This window comes from Enterococcus sp. DIV1224, from assembly GCF_050555455.1.
GTDB lineage: Bacteria > Bacillota > Bacilli > Lactobacillales > Enterococcaceae > Enterococcus_B > Enterococcus_B lactis.
This window is the reverse complement of record NZ_CP187859.1, coordinates 1,064,734-1,084,509: the sequence shown is the minus strand read 5'-3', so window position 1 is coordinate 1,084,509 and position 19,776 is coordinate 1,064,734. Positions and strand designations below refer to the sequence as shown.

The following is a 19,776-nucleotide window of genomic DNA, read 5'->3' as shown; positions in this document are numbered from 1 at the left end:
CTTGATGCAAGGGAGCTTTTTCACAACCTCACGTGGAAAATCCCCTATATTTTTTGCTAAATAAACGTTTGCAAAACAGTCGCTTTTCCGTCTTCTACCGCTACTTCTGCGTAGGCACCGTTGATTAATGTTAGTTGTGGCGGTACATGACCGCAATCAATATCATACAAGATTGGTATGTTCAATTCTTTTGAAAGATCTTCATATACATCCTTCATTCGATAATCTAGCAAATCCTCTGCTGCACTTCTGCCGAACATGATACCCGAGCTGTCCTCAAACCATCCTGCTAGTTTCATCTGAATAAGTGATCTTCTTAAATCAACGGACGATAGCTCACAGTTTTCTAGAAACCACAAGATTGGCTTTCCATCATTATACGTTCTTTTAAACGTTTGGACATCTCCATAAGGTGTACCAATTAAATGTCTGATCGTATCTATACAACCACCTAATAATCGGCCTTTTATCCTTACTACATCTCCGCTGACTGATTGCCAATTTGTTGGTTCAGTAAGATGGAAAACTGAAGCTGACGGTTGCTCATGATGCCATTCTTTTTGATATTTTTCAGAAGAATGCTGTAAGATTGATTCTCCTTTGCCTGTTTCTAGCACACTTTTCCACATCGCTGTCGTTTTATCTGAATAATTCCCTCTTAAATCAATAAGGTTGGTCCCATGTGCAGTGGCTATCCCTGTTTTTAATGTGACGGCGAGTAGCAACGTACTAATATCTGAATAACCTACTATCCATTTTGGCTGTAGCGCATCGAAATCGACAGAATCGAGGATCTCAATCAATAATTCTCCTCCCCAAGGCGGAAGAATCATTTGGATATTCTCATCTTGCATCATTTGATTGAATTCATCTGCTCGTTCTCTTGCTGGAGCTGATTTTTCTTTATCTTGCGTCCACAGCGTCTTTCCAGTAACGACATGAAAAGATTTTTCTTCCATACTCTTTAAAGCCATTCCTAGTAACAGGTGGTGTTCTTCTGGTACGCCCGATGATGGTGCAGTAATCCCTATCGTTGTGTTTTTTCCTAATGACGGATATCTTATCATAATGCTTCAGCTCCTAGTACGCACTATTTTGTTTGATTAGTTGTTATTTTCATTTGCTGGCATTAAAAACATCGGTATTTTAAGTAGCTGGATGATTTTGTTTAAGTCAATCGTTTTGATGACCATCGTTTGATCTGGTCTCCCTGGTGCAAAAACAAGTTTTTCTTTTGACAATAGTTCTTCGTCAATAATAATCGGTATCTGTTCTTCGTAACCAAATGGAGAAACAGCGCCCTGTTTTTGTCCCGTTTGTTCTTCCATCCGTTCTGATGAAACAATAGAAAGCCTTTTACCGATGATCTTTCCTAATGCTTTGAAATCCGTTTGTTTCGTAGTAAAAGTCAGATATACATAGTTATTATCTTTTTTATCTTTTAAGAATAAGCTTTTGGTCTCTGTGCCTGTAAATCCTTGCTCTTTCTTCACCACCAAAGCATCTTCATTTGTATAAATAGCTCGATGATGATACAACTCAAAATAAATATTTGCGTGTGAGAATTTCTTTGCCAAGTCAATCATTTTTATGCCTCTTTTCTATTTTGGTCTTTGAGCCATCTTATCATCAAAATATACCGGATACAATATTGCTTGTTTTCTAATTTATTTTTATACATAACCATTGTTTTTCTGGTAAAATAAATCAAACCACTTAATGGAGGCGTTTTAGAATGGAAAAATTCCGGCTGATTATTGATCAAATAAAAGAAAAAGAAAACCAACAAAAGATCAATGACCTTTTCTCTAAGATAGCGAAGACATATCCCCAGCTAGACACAACTGTAAAATGGAACCAGCCTATCTTTACTGATCATGGTACCTTTATTATTGCATTCAGTTTTGCTAAAAATCATTTTTCCATCGCACCAGAAAAAGCAGCGATTCGTGCCCTTGAAAAGACTATCCAAGAAATTGGTTACATATATACGGATAATGTCATCAAAGTTCCTTGGAAAAGTGCAATCAATTGGGAACTGATTGACCATTTGATTTCATTTAATATTGAAGACAAGAAAGACCATGATAAATTTTGGCGATAAAGCTTTATACAAACAAAACCTGTACTGGCGAAGAATCTATCCATTACCTTGTACAGGCTTTGTTCTATCCTTTTTATCCTCACTGGTTAAACATTTAATTGGCAACGTATCTGCTGCTTTTATAAGGAGTCTTTCTTGTGCTGAAAAAAAATCACTGATACGAATGACCTTGAATTTTCAACTTAGTAAAATTATTTTTCAGCAATTTTCCTGCAAATCTTTTGAATAAGGAAAAAATACGAGAAAATATCAGCAATCTTTCATAATACTATCCATTATTTTCAGGTATATTTAAATATAATATCACTTTAGAAGAGAATGAATTTCTTTAGAGAAAGAAAAGTTAGAATTTTCTGATTCGTTTTTTGCAATGACTTTAAGTGAGATCGTTCTTTCTACATCTCGTGATAAAGCAACTAACAACCAAACCAATAGAACCATTCACATAGGAGGGTGAACATTGAAAGATTTTTACTCAGTAAATGAATTAGCCGAACAATTAGGTGTTACTACACGTTCTATCAGAAATTATCTTCATGAAGGAAAACTAAAAGGAACAAAGGTCGGCGGACAATGGAAATTTTCTGAACGTAATCTTTTTGAATTTCTTTACGGAGATCAAGCAGATGAAGCAGCAAAAGACATGCAGCGATTCATGCTAGATGCACCAATCACGATGCGTTTCAACCTTCAGTATCGTGATTTTACAGCGATTAATCAATTCCGAGAACAATTAGTCCAGTACCATAACGATGTTTACGCAAATAAAAAAGACCGTCTTTTACAATACGATCTTTATAAAGATAATCATGCGGAGATACTTATAGGTGGTAATTTTAATTATGTAACGAACTTTAGTCAATGGATCAATGGAAAATTATTGATGCAGACAGATATTTCACTTGTTTCTTAAACGATTAAAAGTGCTAGAATTTCCAATGGTGTTGGAAATTCTAGCACTTTTTATAAGTATTCTTTTGCTCTCTTTATCCTCAAATAAAGACCGTGACCATACTTCCTACTACGATCAGCAACAAGCCGATAATCGTTAATTTTTTTTCTTTTGGTGTCTTATTTTCATGCAGGATGTACATACCGCCTAATGTAGAGATAACTACGTTTAGCTGTGTAATGATATATGCAGTAGCAACCCCATTTTCATTCGCTGAAAAAATATAAGCCAACGCTGACACACTGAAGATGGCTCCAACTATTGTTGCTTTCCAACTCTTGTCTTCAGAAAATGCAGTTGGTTTTCGGAAAATCACATAAATAACTGCCCCTAAAAAGACACCGATCATTTGCGGAAAGAAAATGGAAAGTCCGCTTGCATCAACTAGTTTGGGCAATGCACTGTAAACCCAATAACCAATACTTGTTGATGCTAATAGACTGATTCCTTTTGTGATACCGCCTTTTTTTCCAGGATCATCACTGATTGCCGTTAAAGCAGAACCAAATACAAGAAGAATGATCGCTGCTGCACCAATGATTTTCCCCATACTTCCAGACCATTCTCCAAAAGCGAAGACACCAATCAACGAGGTTCCGACTAACTGTAATGCAGTCGAGATAGGCATCGTTTTAGAAACACCAATCAAGTTGAAAGATGTATACTGTCCTGTTTGTCCAATAACCCAAAATGCACCAGAAAGTAAACTAATCAAAAATGTAGTCACTGAAATACCAGCTGGAGAAGCGAATAATTGAACGAGTAAGCCAACGAGCACCGCTCCAATACCAGTTCCTAATATCTCATTTGTTGGTCTGCCGCCAATCTTTTTCAAAATCAGCGGCTGGATCCCCCACCCAACTGCCGGGATCAATGCAATCAATAAACCCATTTTTATTCACCCTTATCCTTTTCCACCTTGGAAAGAAGGATATAAAGTCATCCCACCATCTGCAAATAGTGTAATACCTGTAACATAACTAGATTCGTCTGAAGCCAACCATGCAGCTGCCGCTGCTATTTCTTTTGGTTCACCTACGCGTCCTAGTGGGATCATACTTTCCAAGAGTTCTTTTTGTTCAGGATCATCAAATTTTGCCGCATTAATAGGTGTACGGATAGCGCCAGGTCCTATACTATTGATTCTGATTCCCTTAGGTGCGTACTCCATTGCTACCGTTTCGGTAAATAATTTTACCCCGCCTTTTGAAGCAGCGTAATGAGCAAATGTTGGCCATGGGATTTGTTCATGAACAGAAGACATATTGATGATATTTCCTTTTTTATCATTCTCTGTAAAATAATTCAAAGCTGCTTTCGTTCCGATAAAAACGCCAGTCAAATTAACTTTTAATACTCTTTCCCAATCTTCAAGGCTAAGTTCATGGGTCGGATGCTGATTTTCCATCCCAGCATTATTAACCCAAATGTCCAGTGTCCCAAAATTTTCTAAAGCCGTATCAAGTAAACGCTGTATTCCTTCTTCAGAACTGACATCTGCTTGTACAGAGACTGCTTTTCCGCCTGCTTCTTCGATTGCTTTGACTGCTTTTTCTGCCCCTTCTTTATCCGAATTATAGTTGACGACTACATTCATTTTTTCTTTCCCGAATCGTTGAGCAATCGCTGTTCCAATCCCTTTTGAGCCGCCAGTTACTACTGCGACTTTGTTTTCTAATTCCTTATACATAGTACCCACTCCTTTTTTATACCTAAACCTGTTATTACGGATAACTTTTATTTCCGCCTTAAAGTGAGTGTACACCAATATATATAGTCTAAAGCAAATGATACGCTCTAGTAATCGTTTTCATCAATTGGCAGCATCCTTCTATTTTTATAAAGAAAGAGGTTGTGACAGAAGTGGTCAGCTTCAAGAAATAAGAAGGAATTGACGAAAATTGCTTTTCAAATTTTTGTGAAATTTCGGCTTATTTCCGAAGAAGCTACTTCTGGAACACCGTTTATTCGGAAAAAGGGCTGTGACAAGACTTTTGCCACAGCCCTTTCATGCACTTATTTATCAACCATTTCGTTGTAATTGCTAGTTATGCATAAAGATTAGCTCTCACGGACATTATTTTATTGCTGAGAAAAATATTCAGCTGTTGCTTGTTCATCCTCCTTGAGTTGTTCAATCAATTCCTCTGCACTTGAAAATTTCACTTGATCTCTTAAAAATTGATTCCAACGTACTTTGACGTGCTCGCCATAGATATCTTGATTAAAGTCCAAAATATACAGCTCTACAGTCAGCTCCCGTCCTTCACCGAATGTATCGTTATGTCCAATTGAACCCATGGCTGGATACCAAGTTTCCCCAATTTTTATTTCCGATACATAAACACCTTCTTTAGGTAAATGGACTGTGCTCTTTACTTTGACATTTGCTGTAGGGAATCCTAATAATCTGCCTCGTGCATCGCCATGAACAACTACCCCTTCCACCTCGTATATGCAACCTAATAGTTTTGCCGCTTCTTTTACTTGACCGCTGTCTAGCAATCCTCGAATACGTGTAGAGCTGATTTTTTCGCCTTGTTCTTCTTCTTTAGAGACTGTGACGATTTTGAATCTTCCCTTAGCATATTCAGGAAAATGAGCGACATCTGCAATGTCTTTTGGTCCATAGGTGTAATCAAAACCGGAAACAGCATATTTCGCATGTAATCCTACGATATATTGATCAACAAACTCTTGTGGCGCTAAATGAGCAAAAGAAGAAGTAAAATCGACTTCATATAAATAATCGATACCCAAAGCTGCCATTTTTTCTTCTTTTTGCTTCAGGCTAGTCAAATACTTCACACTGCTAGGATCGATCTTCTTAAAAACAATCGATGGATGTTGATTGAAAGTCATCAATGCTAATTTCAATCCTTCTTTTTGTGCAATTTCCATACCTGTCTTTATGACTTTCTGGTGTCCGATATGCACGCCGTCGAAAAATCCCAGTACTAAAACGACATCGTCTTCTGGGATTTGTTCTGGTTGGTAAGGATGTCTGATCTTGATGATATTCATTCGTTATTCCTCATTTCTCAATACTTTACTAGGTTTTAGTTTATTTTTTTCTTTTGGGTTTGGCTGGTAGATACTTACGACTTTTTCTTTATAAAACAAGGCAATTTCCTCTGAAGGCATTTCTGGGAGCGCAAATACAGTATAATCAAGTCTCATACCGTTTTTTACTTTCTTCCATACCTCATCAGTAATATCTACTCGTTTGAACCGTTCCACTCCTTTTTCAATTGGCAGCAAATACTCATCGATTGTACCGTTTTCTACAGCTTGAGCTACTTCTTCTAATGTTAACACTTCTTTTTGGGTCATACCGGCACTTGCTGTTCGAGTGAGATCAGACATGTGTGCAGGGTAACCAAGTTTCTTTCCTGTATCCACAGCTAATGTACGGACATAGGTTCCTTTCCCGCATTCTACTTCGAAACGCCAAGAAATGGTTCCTGCCACTTCGTCTCTTGTCAGTTCACTTGTTCGGATAAAACGGTAAATTTGAGCCTTTCTAACAGGCCGCTCCACTGGTTCATTATTCCGTGCATATTCATATAACCGTTTACCGTTTACTTTTACCGCTGAGTACATTGGCGGTATCTGGGTGATCTCACCAATAAATGAAGCCATCACTTCATCTATTTTTTTTTCAGATAAAGACATATCCACTGGTTTTGTTTCTACTCGTTCTCCGGATCGATCTTCCGTCGTTGTACTGAAACCTAGAGTCATCTCGCCCACATAAATTTTCCCAGAATCTGTCAAATATTCGATAACTTTTGTGGCTTTTCCGATACAAATAGGCAATACACCGTCTACATCCGGGTCAAGCGTACCCCCATGTCCGATTTTTTTCGTATGTAAGATTTTTCTTAATTTGAATACGCAATCATGACTTGTCATTCCGCGTTCTTTCCATAAAGGTAATAACCCGTCCATGTCTTTTCTCCATTTCATTTTTGATTTAACTGAATTATTATAACACATTGCATCTATTACTGACGAATTTGACATCATAATGAACGGTTTTTATTTTTCGGCAATAAAAACGTAACAAAATTCATGCTCATGTAAATAGAAACCATGTTATGCTTTTTTTAAAGGAGGGAATAGAATGGAAGATTTTTTCTTTGCACCATTTGATTGGATTTATGGGTGGCTTACAGGTAAATAGATTGGTTTTCACTTCCCAAAAACGAAAAAAAAGACTGGCCATTCTTCCAGTCTTTTTTCCGTTTTTTTTATTTATTTTTTCAGTTTCTTGATCAATGTAAAAAATTCTGTTTTTCGGGGTCGATTTTATCATTTTATTGGTCAAGATTTTTCCATTTCCAATCCAATACTTCTGGCAGATCAATACCATTTTCACGAATATAGTTTTGATGTTCTTGTAATTTCTGATCCATTTTTTTTGCAAAATCTTCTGCTTGACTTCCTTTGATTTTTAAAGCTGCATCTTTTGCCAAATGATAACGGTCAAGTTCATTTACCACACGCATGTCAAATGGTGTCGTGATATCTCCGTTTTCTTTGTAGCCATGAATCATTAAATGATGGTTATGACGATCAAAGAAAATCGTGCGGACCAATGTTTCATAACCGTGGAAAGCAAATAAGATCGGTTTGTCTTTTGTAAAATATTGGTCAAATTCTTCATCGCTCAACCCACGCGGATCTTGACTTGGATGACGTAATTTCAATAAATCGACGACATTGATGAACCGGATTTTTAGTTTTGGGAATTCTTCCAGCAGCAAAGTCACAGCTACTAATGCTTCTAAGTTAGATTCCGTTCCTGCAGCAGCAATGACCAATTCAGGTTCCTCCTCTTTTGCTGTCGAAGCCCAATCAATGATTTTCAAGCCTTCATTCACTAAGACGGCTGCTTCTTCTGCTGAGTAAAATTGAGCACGCGGATGTTTGGAAGAGATGATCAAATTGATTTTTTCTGACGAGCGGAATGCTTTATCCATGACTGCGAGCAATGTATTTGCATCCGCAGGCAGATATTCACGGATGAACTCCGCCTTCTTTTCTGCCAAATGTGTCAATATTCCTGGATCTTGGTGGCTATATCCATTGTGATCTTGCTGGAAGACTGTTGAGCTTGCAATGAGATTCAGCGAAGGATAATCATTTCGCCAAGAAAGGTCATGTGATTTCCGCATCCATTTGAAGTGCTGAGTCAACATAGAGTCAACCACTCGCAAGAATGATTCGTAACTTGCAAAAAAACCATACCGTCCAGTCAGAACGTACCCTTCTAAGAACCCTTCATCTTGGTGTTCCGATAATTGACTGTCGATGACGCGACCAGATGACGAAAGCCATTCATCATTTTCTGGTTCGATTTTTTCCATCCATTGGCGATTTGTCGTTTTGAAAACTTGATTCAATCGGTTCGATTTTGTTTCATCTGGACCAAATATACGGAAATTTTCTGGATTTTTCTCAATGATCTCGCGAACGAATTTACCAAGTTCAGTCATATCTTCTGCTTTAACGGAGCCCGGTTGTTCAAATTGCAAAGTATATTTTTTCCAATCTGGCATAATAAGCGGTTTTGGATCGATCCCGCCATTGGTGATAGGATTTTTTGCCATTCTTTGGTCACCAGTGGGCGCGATTTCTCTGATTTCTTCTAAAATACGTCCTTGTGCATCAAATAATTTTTCTGGTTCATAGGATTTCAACCAACGGAGTAAAGCATCTGCATGATCCATATGTTCTTGATCTACAGGAATCGGTACTTGGTGTGCTCGGAAGGTTCCTTCAATTGGCTCCCCGTCCCATTCTTCTGGACCGGTCCATCCTTTTGGTGTGCGTACGATCAATACTGGCCATTTTGGCATCACGACATCTGTCGCTGTCTTCAGGCGAGCTTCTTTTTGGATGGATTTGATTTTCTCGATTGCTTGATCCATTTTTTCAGCCATAACAGGATTTAATTTTTCTGGATCATTTCCTTCAATAAAGAAAGGTTCCCAGCCAAGTCCGTTAAAGTAATTTGCTAATTCTCCATCTGATTTACGTGCCAAGATCGTTGGGTTAGCTATTTTAGCACCATTTAAATGAAGGATTGGTAAAACAGCTCCATCTATCGCCGGATTGATAAAGACATTTGAGAACCAGCTTCCAGCTAAAGGACCGGTTTCTGCTTCACCGTCACCAATCACGACAGCAGAGATTACTTCAGGATTGTCTAATACAGCTCCGACTCCATGTGAAAGAGAGTATCCAAGCTCTCCCCCTTCATGGATAGAACCTGGTGTTTCTGGTGCTGCATGAGAAGCAATGCCTCCAGGAAATGAAAATCGCTTGAATAATTTTTGCATTCCTGTCTCATCTTCCGTTACTTCTGGATAGATTTCTGTGTAACTTCCATCTAAATAAGCATTCGATACCATGACTTGTCCGCCGTGTCCTGGCCCTTCGATATAAAACATGTTCAAATCATATTTATTGATGATTCGGTTCAAATGGACATAAATAAAATTTTGGCCAGGAATCGTTCCCCAATGACCGATTGGATGTTTTTTGACATCTTCTGGTTTCAATGTACGTCTCAGTAAGGGATTATCTTTAAGATAAATTTGCCCGACAGAAAGATAATTGGCAGCACGCCACCAAGCCGTCATTTTATCAAAGTATTCTTTACTAGAATAATCCATACGTAACACTCCTTTTCATTATTACTCTTATTCTAGCGCAGATACTCCTAATTGAAACCTAATAAGCACTTCTGTTCATTTGTTTAGATTTTATATCTTGTCAATAACTTCAACGTGATTTTTCTTTTAACTGGCGGCAGACCGACAAATTCAAACTTTTATGGTGCAGGTTCCACTGATCTTCTAGTTACTTGGCTATATAACCTGACTGTCACTACAATGGATTACAATCTAGCTTCCGTCATCGGTATCTTGATCTTTATCTATATGCAAAAATTTATATACTATAGAAAAAAGAAAGTCGAATTTTTTACTTTTCTTTTTCTCTTTTTTAGTTAACTGACACGCCGCAAGACTAAAGTCATGGAACTCTTAAGTAATACGTCTTAATGAAAACAAAAAAATCCCGCAACCCCTGATTTCACAGGATTTGCAGGATTTTTTGATTAGTCTTTGTTCAAGTCACGAAGCAATTCATCGATATGGTTGCCATAGACAACTGATTCATCTAATTCAAAGGACAACTCAGGTGTTTTGTAAATACTTAGATTGTGCCCTAGCTCTCGACGAATCAATCCTGATGCTTTATCCAATCCTTCTTGTGCTTTTTTCTTTTCAGATGCTAAATCAGAAAGGATGCTGTAATAGATTGTTGCTTGTTGAAGATCGCCTGTTACGTGTACATCAGTGATCGTTACATCTTGCACACGAGGATCTCTTACTTTTTTACGTAGAATCGCATTGACTTCTTTTAAGATTTCTTGACCGACTCGGCGGTCACGATAGTTAGCCATAATGATTGGCCTCCTTTTATCAGTTTTTAGTCATTTTTGACTTCTTCCATGATAAATCCTTCAATTACGTCATCTACTTTGATGTCATTGAATTTTTCAATCATAGCACCGCATTCATAGCCCATTTTGACTTCTTTTACGTCATCTTTGAAACGTTTCAAACTTGCCAATTGGCCTTCGTAGATAACGATACCGTCACGGATCACACGGACACCGCTGTCTCTGCGGATATAGCCTTCTGTTACATACGCACCAGCGATCGTGCCGACTTTGGATACTTTGAATGTTTCACGTACAATCATTTGACCAGTGATTTTTTCTTCAAATTCAGGATCTAGCATTCCTTTCATCGCTGTTTCGATTTCATCAATAGCTTTGTAAATGATACGGTGTAAACGAATATCTACTTCTTCAGCTTCTGCTTGCGCTTTTGCTTGAGGTGTAGGACGGACGTTAAATCCAATGATGATCGCATTACTTGCTGCTGCAAGTGTTACGTCACTTTCATTGATTGCACCTACCGCTGAATGGACGATTTTCACACGTACGCCTTCAACTTCGATTTTTTTCAGCGAGGCAGCTAATGCTTCTGCTGAACCTTGAACGTCGGCTTTGATAATGACGTTAACTTCTTTCAACTCGCCTTCTTTCAAGCTTTCAAACAAGTTGTCCAAGGTTACACGGCTGCTTGCAGCACGGTTTTCCAATAATGCACGTTTTGCGCGTTCTTCACCCGCTGCACGTGCTGTCTTTTCGTCTTCGAAGACTACGAAACGGTCACCTGCTTGAGGTACATCATTCAAGCCAGTGATTTCTACTGGCGTTGCAGGTCCTGCTTCTTTATCGCGACGGCCAAGATCGTTTGTCATTACACGGACACGTCCGTAAGTATTACCGACAACGATTGGGTCACCCACATGAAGTGTTCCTCCTTGGACAAGTAAGGTTGACACAGGACCTTTACCTTTATCAAGACGTGCTTCAATCACTGTTCCGATTGCGCGTTGTGTTGGATCTGCTTTTAAATCTTCTACTTCTGCGACTAACAGGATCATTTCCAGCAATTCTTCGATGTTTTGGCCGAATTTCGCTGAGATCTCAACAAAGATCGTTTCGCCACCCCATGCTTCAGGAATTAACTCATACTCACTTAATTCTTGCATAACATGTTGAGGGTTTGCACCTGGTTTATCAATTTTGTTTACAGCGACGATAATTGGAACGCCTGCTGCTTTGGCATGGTTGATTGCTTCAACGGTTTGCGGCATGACACCGTCATCCGCAGCGACAACTAAAATCGTGATATCTGTGATACTTGCTCCACGTGCACGCATACTTGTAAAGGCCGCATGTCCTGGTGTATCCAAGAAAGTGATTGGTTTGCCATCAATATCAATCTGATAGGCACCGATATGCTGTGTGATTCCGCCGGCTTCGCCGCTTGTTACACGTGAATGGCGCAATGTATCCAATAAGGTTGTTTTCCCGTGGTCTACGTGTCCCATAATCGTTACTACTGGCGGACGTGAGACTAATTTGTCTGGATCAACTTCTTCTGACTCGAAGAATTTATCGATATCTGCAATATCAACTTGGACTTTTTCTTGTGGTTCCATACCATAGTCCGTGGCTAACAGTTCAATCGTATCTTTATCCAGTGCTTGGTTTTGATTGACCATGACGCCAAGCATAAATAATTTTTTAATGATTTCTGCTGGCTCACGATGAATTTTTTTCGCGATGTCTGCTACGTTCATGCCTTCAGTATACTCTAATACATCTGGCAATTCACGGAATTTGCGTGGTGGTACAGCTGGTTTAGTTGATTGTTGCTGTTTGCCTTTTTTACCCTTTTTATTATAACGATTACGGTTGTTATTATTAAATTTGCCGCGATTGTTATTGTTTGGTTTGTTGTTGGTACGGTTTTGATTGCCGCCTTGGCTCGTTCCTGGACGATTTTGACTGCTAGTATTCCCCGTATTATTTTGGTTTGTTGTTGGTTTTTTTCCTTGATTCACTTGACCGCTCCCTTGACCGCGATCTTGATAACTGCGGTTATTTTTATTTTTTTGTTGATTATTTGTTGCTTCTTTTTTACGTTGATCGTTCGGCTGTTGATTGGCTGGTTTTCTGCTTGCTTGTTGTGCAGCTTGTTGTTTCGTGCTTGGGTTTTTGAACGCTTGTTGCAATTTCTTCTCATCACTGCTAGTAATCGCACCCATATGGTTTTTCACATCGATGCCAAGTTGTTGTGCTTTTTCCACGACATCTTTACTAGATTTTTTGAGTTCTTTTGCTAATTCATAGATTCTTTTATTGCCCATGCAATCACCTTCCTAACCTTCAATTAGCTCCTTGGTCTTCTTCGCAAATCCGGCATCCATTATTCCGAATACCTTGCGAGGTTTTCCGATCATCTGCGTGATTTCTGCTTCAGAAAATAGCTCAAAGCAAGGAACTTCATAGTATGAACTCTTATCTTTTATCTTTTTTCTTGTATTCTCACTTGCATCTGTTGCCACAAACACCAATTTTGCTTTTTGTTTGCGGATTTCAGCAATGGTCAGTTCTTCGCCCGTGATCAGTTTTCCCGCGCGCATCGCCAGACCCATGAGATTCATGGCTTTTTGCCGATTGACTGTGTTCATTTTCCAAATAACTCTTTACGTGCTTTTTGGTGAGTGACATAGTCAAGTAGTTCTTGATAAAACTCATCTGTTAAAGTTGTTTCGAGTACTCGATCGAGAATTTTTTTATCCCAAGCTTGTTGTACTTCTTCCGGCTCAAGTGAGACATACGCTCCTCGTCCAGGCATTTTTCCAGTTGGATCGATCGATACTTCCCCTTCTTTTGAACGGGTGATTCGGACCATCTCTTTTTTAGGTTTCATTTCACCTGAAACCACGGATTTGCGTAAAGGAATTTTCCTTTGTTTCATCTCTTTGCCTCCTTACTAAAGTTAAGCTTCTGGCTTTTCTTCGACCGTTTCATTATTGAACGCAATTGTTTCATACTCATCGTCTGTCAAATCTGACTGAACGATTGCTTCGTCATGCAATTCTTCTGTTTCGTTTTGTTGTTCTTGTTTTTCATAAAATTCCGCCATATCAGATTCTGATTTGATATCGATTTTATGGTTAGTCAATTTAGCAGCTAAACGTGCGTTTTGTCCACGTTTACCGATTGCTAACGATAATTGATGGTCTGGAACGACCACTGTGCAGGCTTTAGGATTGGTTTCATCAAAAATCACATCCATGACTTGTGCAGGATTCAATGCATTTGCAATGAATACAGCTGGATCTTCATTCCATTCAACGATATCCATGTTTTCGCCTTTTAATTCATTGACGATTGCTTGGACACGTTGTCCTTTTGGTCCAACACATGTACCGACTGCGTCAATGTTCTGATCGTTTGAACGGACAGCTACTTTTGATCGATCGCCGGCTTCACGAGCAATGCTGACGATTTCAACGATTCCATCATAAACTTCTGGGACTTCTTGCTCAAATAAGCGACGCAATAGATCCGGATGGCTGCGGCTAACAAATACTTGCGGACCTTTAGACGTATTTTCTACTCGAGAAACATAGACTTTGATACGATCGTGAGGTTGGTAAAATTCGTTTGGCATTTGATCTTGTTTAGAAAGAACTGCTTCTATTTTGCCAAGGTTGACATAAATATAACGTTTATCCTGACGTTCAACGATTCCTTGCATGATGTCTTTTTCATAAGCACTGAATTCGTTATAAATGATCGTTCTTTCTGCTTCACGTACACGCTGCAAGATAACTTGTTTAGCTGTTTGTGCAGCGATCCGCCCAAAATCTTTTGGTGTGACTTCAAAACGGATCGTATCACCGATCTCATATGCTGGATTAATCAAAAGTGCATCTTTCAATGAGACTTCCAACTGTGAATCCATCACTTCTTCCGTTACTTCTTTTACTGCATAGACATGGATCTTTCCTTTTTTCTGATCAAATTCCACTTCGACATTTTGTGCTTGGCCATAGTGGCGTTTGTATGCAGAAACCAATGCTGCTTCTAAAGCATCGATCACGATTTCTTTTGAGATCCCTTTTTCAGCTTCTAAAGCGTCTAACGCATTTAACATTTCTTTACTCATTTTTTCTGATTCCTCTCCGTGATTAAAATTGGATAGCTAAGCGAGCTTTTGCAATATTTTTTCGGTCAAAAGTCAATTCTTTTTCTCGTGTTTTTATGCGTATTTTCAATGTAAGCTGTTCAGCATCAAATGATTGAAGAAATCCTTCGTATTGTTTTTCGCCATCTACTGGTTGGTATAAGGAGACATGGACATAATCGCCAAGTGCCTTTTCATAGTCGCTTTCTTTTTTCAATGGCCGCTCTGCTCCAGGGGAGGATACCTCCAGGAAATAAGCTTGAGGAATCGGATCTGGATCTGCTGCATCAAGTTTTTCGCTCAGTTTCTCACTGACAAAGGCACATTCTTCGATATCGATTCCGCCTTCTTTGTCAATAAATACTCGTAAGAACCAGCTTTTTCCTTCTTTTACAAATTCGACTTCGACAAGTTCAAAATGTTGTTCATCTAAAATCGGTGTCACCATTTCCGTGACTGTTTCAACGACGCTACTCAAAAGTTTCGCCTCCTTAAAAATTAAGTGCGTAATTCCATTAAAAAGAGTGAGCGAAAAATCCGCTCACTCACAGTTAGTATCATTACCTATAAAAAATATACCATACTCTGCTTAAAATTACAAGCAGACAAGATAACAGATGCTTATAACATATCGAATAACGATAATTGGTTTTCGTCTGGTAAATCCTTCAATACACCATTATCGTTCATATATTCGATCAATGTTTTTGAAACTTTCCCGCGAGTAGCAAGATCTTCTTTAGATAAAAATGGACCATCTTTTCTTGCCTCAACGATTTGTTTTGCTACATTGGTTCCCAAACTAGGGACAGCTCTAAATGGCGCAATCAACGTATCTCCTTCGATAACAAAATTAACTGCATCCGATTTGTACAGATCGATCATCCCAAATTTGAATCCTCGCTCTAACATTTCATTGGCTAATTCTAGCACGGTCAGCTGATTTTTTTCTTTTACGGAAGCATCTAGCCCTTTGTCCGTGATTTCTTTCATTGCTTGTTTCACAGCATCTTTTCCTTTGCACATGGAGACTAGATCAAAATCATCCGCACGTACAGAAAAGTATGCACAGTAATACAAAATAGGGAAATATACTTTGAAATAAGCAACACGAAGAGCCATCAATACATAAGCTGCAGCATGGGCTTTCGGAAACATATACTTGATCTTTGAACAAGAATCGATATACCAATCAGGCACATTATTTTCTTTCATCGCGGATAGATAGGTTTCTCTCAATTCATCAGGAATCTTGTTCCATTGCCCTTTACGAACAGTTTCCATGATCTTAAATGCCATCCCGCTGTCTAACCCAGCATGAATCAAATAAACCATGATATCATCACGACAGCCGATTACTTCCGCCAATGTCGCATCCCCACGTCGAATCAATTCTTCGGCATTTCCTAACCATACATCTGTACCATGAGATAGTCCGGATATTTGAAGTAGTTCTGCAAAAGTTGTAGGATGTGTTTCTTCTAGCATTCCTCGAACAAAACGAGTGCCGAATTCTGGAATACCTAATGTTCCTGTTTTAGAATAAATCTGTTCCTGGGTTACCCCTAGTACTTCAGGGCCAGCAAATATTCGCATCACTTCCGGGTCATCTGTGGGAATCGTTTGTGGATCAATCCCTGATAAATCTTGAAGCATCCGTATAACAGTTGGGTCATCGTGTCCTAGAATATCCAATTTCAATACATTATCGTGAATTGAGTGGAAATCAAAATGGGTCGTTTTCCATTCCGAATTTTGATCGTCTGCTGGATATTGGATCGGCGTAAAATCGTAGACATCCATATAATCTGGAATAACGATAATCCCCCCAGGATGCTGACCAGTTGTCCGTTTGACTCCTGTTGCACCCTTTGCCAATCTGTCGACTTCTGCACTTCGAAACTGCAGATTATTGTCCCTTTCATAACCTTTTACATACCCATATGCTGTTTTATCGGCGACTGTACCAATCGTTCCGGCACGGTAAACATAGTCTTCACCAAACAATACTTTCGTATAGTTATGTGCTTCTGCTTGATAATCACCTGAGAAATTCAAATCAATATCGGGCACTTTGTCTCCATGGAATCCTAAAAATGTCTCAAATGGGATATCATGACCATCTTTATTTAAGCGTGCACCACATTTTGGACATTGTTTTTCTGGCATATCAAATCCAGAACCGTACGTGCCATCTTCAAAGAACTCGGAATATTGGCACTCTGGACAGTAATAATGGGGAGCTAAAGGATTCACTTCAGTGATCCCAGTCATCGTTGCAACAAAGCTAGAGCCAACAGAGCCACGTGAACCTACTAGATAGCCATCTTCATTACTTTTATGCACAAGTTTTTGGGCGATCAGATAAATAACCGAGAAGCCATTACCATTAATAGAATTCAACTCTTTTTCTAATCGTTTTTGGATAATTTCAGGTAACGGATCTCCGTACATTTGTTTTGCTTTTGTGTAACTCAATTCTGATATCTCATCTTCTGAACCTGGAATCTTCGGTGTATAAAGCTCATCTTTGACTGGAATCACTTCTTCGCAGATATCTGCGATTTTATTCGTATTATCCACTACGATCTCTTTTGCTGTTTCTTCCCCCAAAAAGTGAAAAGCGGTGAGCATCTCATCGGTTGTTCGGAAATGGACATCTGGCAAACTATGACGATTCAACGGATTCGCTCCGCCCATAGAATTGATCAAAATTTTTCGGTAAATGGCATCTTCTTCGTTGAGATAATGAACGTTACCTGTTGCAACAACGATTTTATCCAAACTTTTTCCGATTTCTACTAAGTTTTGGATAATTTCTTCCAAATCATGTTCATTTTTTACCAATTCTTGCTCGATCAAAGGTGCATAGACCGCTTTTGGCATAACTTCAATATAATCGTAGAATTTTGCTCGGTTTCTTGCCTCTTCTACCCCTTTTTGCATCATGGCTTCGAAGATTTCTCCCTTATCACAAGCTGAGCCGATCAATAGATTTTCCCGCATCTTTTTCAATTGGGAGCGTGGTATTCGCGGGACACGTTCGAAGTATTCGACATTCGACATTGAAATCAGTTTGAACAAATCTTTCAGTCCTGCCTGATTCTTTGCTAAAATCGTTACATGGAAAGGTCGGGCTCGTTTGTAAGAATCTCCTTCTCCGATATGCTCATTTAGCTGATCATGATAAAGCATGTGATGATTGTCCATTGCCTCTTTCACAAAGATCCAAGCTAAATGACCTGTTGCTTCAGCATCATAGATTGCTCGGTGATGCTGTTCCAAGCTGACACCAAATTTTTTGGATAACACACCTAATCCGAAACGTTTGAATTGCGGATATAGATATCTGGCTAATTCTAAGGTATCAATAACTGGATTGGCTGCTTCAGGAATGCCATATCTTGCGTAGCTAGTATTCAAGAATCCCATATCAAAAGCCGCGTTGTGGGCTACTAGAATTGTACCTTTTGAAAATTCAAGGAACATCCGCAAGACTTCTTCTTCTGACTTCGATCCTCGAACCATTTCATCCGTAATACCTGTCAAATCCACCGTTGTTCGGGATAAAGGATGTCCTGGATCGATAAATTCATCAAAGCTTTCGATCACATTTCCTTTGTACATTTTGACTGCAGCGAGCTCGATGATGGTATCGTATACCGCAGACAATCCTGTCGTTTCCACGTCAAATACGACATATGTGGCTTCGTTCAATGCTTCATGCGCATCATTATAAGCAATAGGTACACCATCATCTACGACATTCGCTTCCACACCGTATAAGATTTTCACGCCTGCTTTTTTCCCGGCACTATGAGCTTCTGGAAAGGCTTGTGCGCCACCATGGTCTGTAATGGCGATGGCACGGTGTCCCCATTTTCCTGCTTGTGCCACCAGATCAGAAATGCTATTCGTTGCATCCATCGTACTCATATTGCTGTGAACATGAAGTTCTACCCGTTTTTCCCCTTCAGGAGCATAATCTTTACGAGGGGTATGTTTGACTTCAACGATATCTTGGGCATTCATGACCAAATCACGGACAAACGTATCTTCTTGGATACTTCCACGTACCTTTAGCCAACTGCCGACACTGATCGCATCAAATATCTGTTCATCTTTTTCGCCATTTGAGAATTTTTTGACGATAAATGATGAAGTATAATCTGTGATTTTCAAAGTCAAGATCTTGCGTTTTGAGCGTAGTTCTCTGACTTCTTTATCGAACACATACCCTTCAAGAGTGACTCGCCGTTCTTCTTCGACGATATTGATCATTGGTGTTGTGGGCTCATCTGCTGGAATATTTCGTCCTAGCTGGATGGGTCCTTCAAGAGCTGGTGACTGTTCTTTTCTTTCTTTTTTCTTTTGCTCATGAACAACTAGACTTTCAGCTGCTTGCTTCATAAAGGCTTCTGCCTGTTCTTGTTTACGTTCTTCAAAAAGTTTCAATACACGTTCCGCTTGCTGCTCATCCACTTCTGGTTCGATACGAAATTTCGGGAATCCGTAACTGACGAACAACTCTTCTACTAACGGTAAGTATTGCTGTTTCAAATATGAAATAGCCCCTGTACTGTCGATTGGCAAGATGACTTTACGATCTTTTATCACAGGTACTTGCGTTTTCAATACTTGCTGTGCTAGTGGTGTATCGCATTGCTGATTTTCCAAAGCTTGGGCCCAGTAATCTTGCAAGAGCTGTTCATCGAATGTCTGGTCATCTGCTAAGATGTTCAATTTGACTTGTGCAATCTCTTTAAAAGCGACAGTCAGATGCTGAGCCAATGACCGATACAGCATAATAGGCAAAATTTTAGAAAAATGCAGCGTAAATTCCCATAAACGCGATTTACGATGGACCACTACACTATCCATTTCACCAGCAGTAAGCAGTGGATGATTTTTTTCTGCTTCCTCTAGTTGGATTTGTTCCAACAGTTTTTCAAATAAATCTCGTTTTTCTGACAAAGATATACGCCCTTTCTGATGAGAAACTATGCAATTGATTACATCGTATCCTCTTCTTTTTCAGTACCTTTTAGTATACTCGTTTTTTCTGAGTTTTACATTAAAAAATTGGA

17 protein-coding genes are annotated in these 19,776 nt (G+C 39.1%); 3 read left to right on the top strand and 14 right to left on the bottom strand.

Translation table 11 applies throughout. The features are described 5' to 3' along the window. Window positions 1-56 precede the first annotated feature (56 nt). Both IGK53_RS05305 and IGK53_RS05300 read right to left on the bottom strand, forming a co-directional pair. Window positions 57-1,067, bottom strand: coding sequence for a S66 family peptidase (locus IGK53_RS05305; RefSeq protein WP_002329336.1), 1,011 nt, complete (start codon window positions 1,065-1,067; stop codon window positions 57-59). 36 nt (window positions 1,068-1,103) lie between these two features. Beyond that, the gene (locus tag IGK53_RS05300; protein ID WP_002335762.1) at window positions 1,104-1,586 is read right to left on the bottom strand and encodes a YbaK/EbsC family protein; all 483 of its coding nucleotides are present in this window, start codon (window positions 1,584-1,586) and stop codon (window positions 1,104-1,106) included. Window positions 1,587-1,735: 149 nt separating this feature from the next. On the opposite strand from IGK53_RS05300, the gene IGK53_RS05295 reads away from it, so the two are divergent. Both IGK53_RS05295 and IGK53_RS05290 read left to right on the top strand, forming a co-directional pair. Beyond that, the gene (locus tag IGK53_RS05295; protein ID WP_002329338.1) at window positions 1,736-2,104 is read left to right on the top strand and encodes an iron chaperone; all 369 of its coding nucleotides are present in this window, start codon (window positions 1,736-1,738) and stop codon (window positions 2,102-2,104) included. Window positions 2,105-2,564: 460 nt separating this feature from the next. Then, on the top strand, window positions 2,565-3,017 hold the full coding sequence (locus tag IGK53_RS05290) for a helix-turn-helix domain-containing protein (protein ID WP_002329339.1): 453 nt from the start codon (window positions 2,565-2,567) through the stop codon (window positions 3,015-3,017). A 79-nt stretch (window positions 3,018-3,096) separates the two neighbouring features. On the opposite strand, the gene IGK53_RS05285 is transcribed toward IGK53_RS05290, so the two are convergent. The 5 genes from IGK53_RS05285 to IGK53_RS05265 form a co-directional block, all read right to left on the bottom strand. Then, entirely contained in the window at window positions 3,097-3,948 is an 852-nt protein-coding gene (locus IGK53_RS05285; protein WP_002288523.1) for a GRP family sugar transporter, read from the bottom strand. A 12-nt stretch (window positions 3,949-3,960) separates the two neighbouring features. After that, complete coding sequence (locus IGK53_RS05280; RefSeq protein WP_002308914.1) at window positions 3,961-4,746, bottom strand: glucose-1-dehydrogenase; 786 nt, start codon at window positions 4,744-4,746, stop codon at window positions 3,961-3,963. Between the two features lie 392 nt (window positions 4,747-5,138). Further along, the gene (ribF, locus tag IGK53_RS05275; protein WP_002314817.1) at window positions 5,139-6,080 is read right to left on the bottom strand and encodes a riboflavin biosynthesis protein RibF; all 942 of its coding nucleotides are present in this window, start codon (window positions 6,078-6,080) and stop codon (window positions 5,139-5,141) included. A 3-nt stretch (window positions 6,081-6,083) separates the two neighbouring features. Next, window positions 6,084-7,007, bottom strand: a complete 924-nt coding sequence (truB, locus tag IGK53_RS05270; RefSeq protein WP_002329340.1) for a tRNA pseudouridine(55) synthase TruB — start codon at window positions 7,005-7,007, stop codon at window positions 6,084-6,086. A 368-nt stretch (window positions 7,008-7,375) separates the two neighbouring features. Then, complete coding sequence (locus tag IGK53_RS05265) at window positions 7,376-9,739, bottom strand: phosphoketolase family protein (protein WP_002329341.1); 2,364 nt, start codon at window positions 9,737-9,739, stop codon at window positions 7,376-7,378. Between the two features lie 114 nt (window positions 9,740-9,853). Here IGK53_RS05265 and IGK53_RS05260 point away from each other — a divergent pair, with 114 nt between their 5' ends. Continuing rightward, complete coding sequence (locus tag IGK53_RS05260; RefSeq protein ID WP_002390590.1) at window positions 9,854-10,078, top strand: hypothetical protein; 225 nt, start codon at window positions 9,854-9,856, stop codon at window positions 10,076-10,078. A 107-nt stretch (window positions 10,079-10,185) separates the two neighbouring features. Here IGK53_RS05260 and rbfA read toward each other — a convergent pair whose 3' ends face one another. From rbfA to IGK53_RS05225, 7 genes are all read right to left on the bottom strand, one after another. After that, window positions 10,186-10,533, bottom strand: a complete 348-nt coding sequence (gene rbfA / locus IGK53_RS05255; RefSeq protein WP_002308906.1) for a 30S ribosome-binding factor RbfA — start codon at window positions 10,531-10,533, stop codon at window positions 10,186-10,188. A gap of 26 nt (window positions 10,534-10,559) precedes the next feature. After that, the gene (infB, locus tag IGK53_RS05250) at window positions 10,560-12,860 is read right to left on the bottom strand and encodes a translation initiation factor IF-2 (RefSeq protein ID WP_002329342.1); all 2,301 of its coding nucleotides are present in this window, start codon (window positions 12,858-12,860) and stop codon (window positions 10,560-10,562) included. Window positions 12,861-12,872: 12 nt separating this feature from the next. Continuing rightward, window positions 12,873-13,184 carry a YlxQ-related RNA-binding protein gene (locus IGK53_RS05245; protein ID WP_002314812.1) on the bottom strand — a complete coding sequence of 104 codons (312 nt, stop codon included), beginning with the start codon at window positions 13,182-13,184 and terminating at the stop codon, window positions 12,873-12,875. Beyond that, window positions 13,181-13,474, bottom strand: a complete 294-nt coding sequence (gene rnpM / locus IGK53_RS05240; RefSeq protein ID WP_002288501.1) for an RNase P modulator RnpM — start codon at window positions 13,472-13,474, stop codon at window positions 13,181-13,183. The genes IGK53_RS05245 and rnpM overlap by 4 nt, the downstream gene beginning before the upstream one ends. A 21-nt stretch (window positions 13,475-13,495) precedes the next feature. Further along, window positions 13,496-14,671 (bottom strand): transcription termination factor NusA, encoded by a 1,176-nt coding sequence (nusA, locus tag IGK53_RS05235; protein WP_430605026.1) that lies wholly within the window; start codon window positions 14,669-14,671, stop codon window positions 13,496-13,498. Between the two features lie 22 nt (window positions 14,672-14,693). Further along, complete coding sequence (gene rimP / locus IGK53_RS05230; RefSeq protein WP_002308902.1) at window positions 14,694-15,167, bottom strand: ribosome maturation factor RimP; 474 nt, start codon at window positions 15,165-15,167, stop codon at window positions 14,694-14,696. Between the two features lie 143 nt (window positions 15,168-15,310). Continuing rightward, on the bottom strand, window positions 15,311-19,663 hold the full coding sequence (locus IGK53_RS05225) for a PolC-type DNA polymerase III (RefSeq protein WP_002329344.1): 4,353 nt from the start codon (window positions 19,661-19,663) through the stop codon (window positions 15,311-15,313). Window positions 19,664-19,776 lie beyond the last annotated feature (113 nt).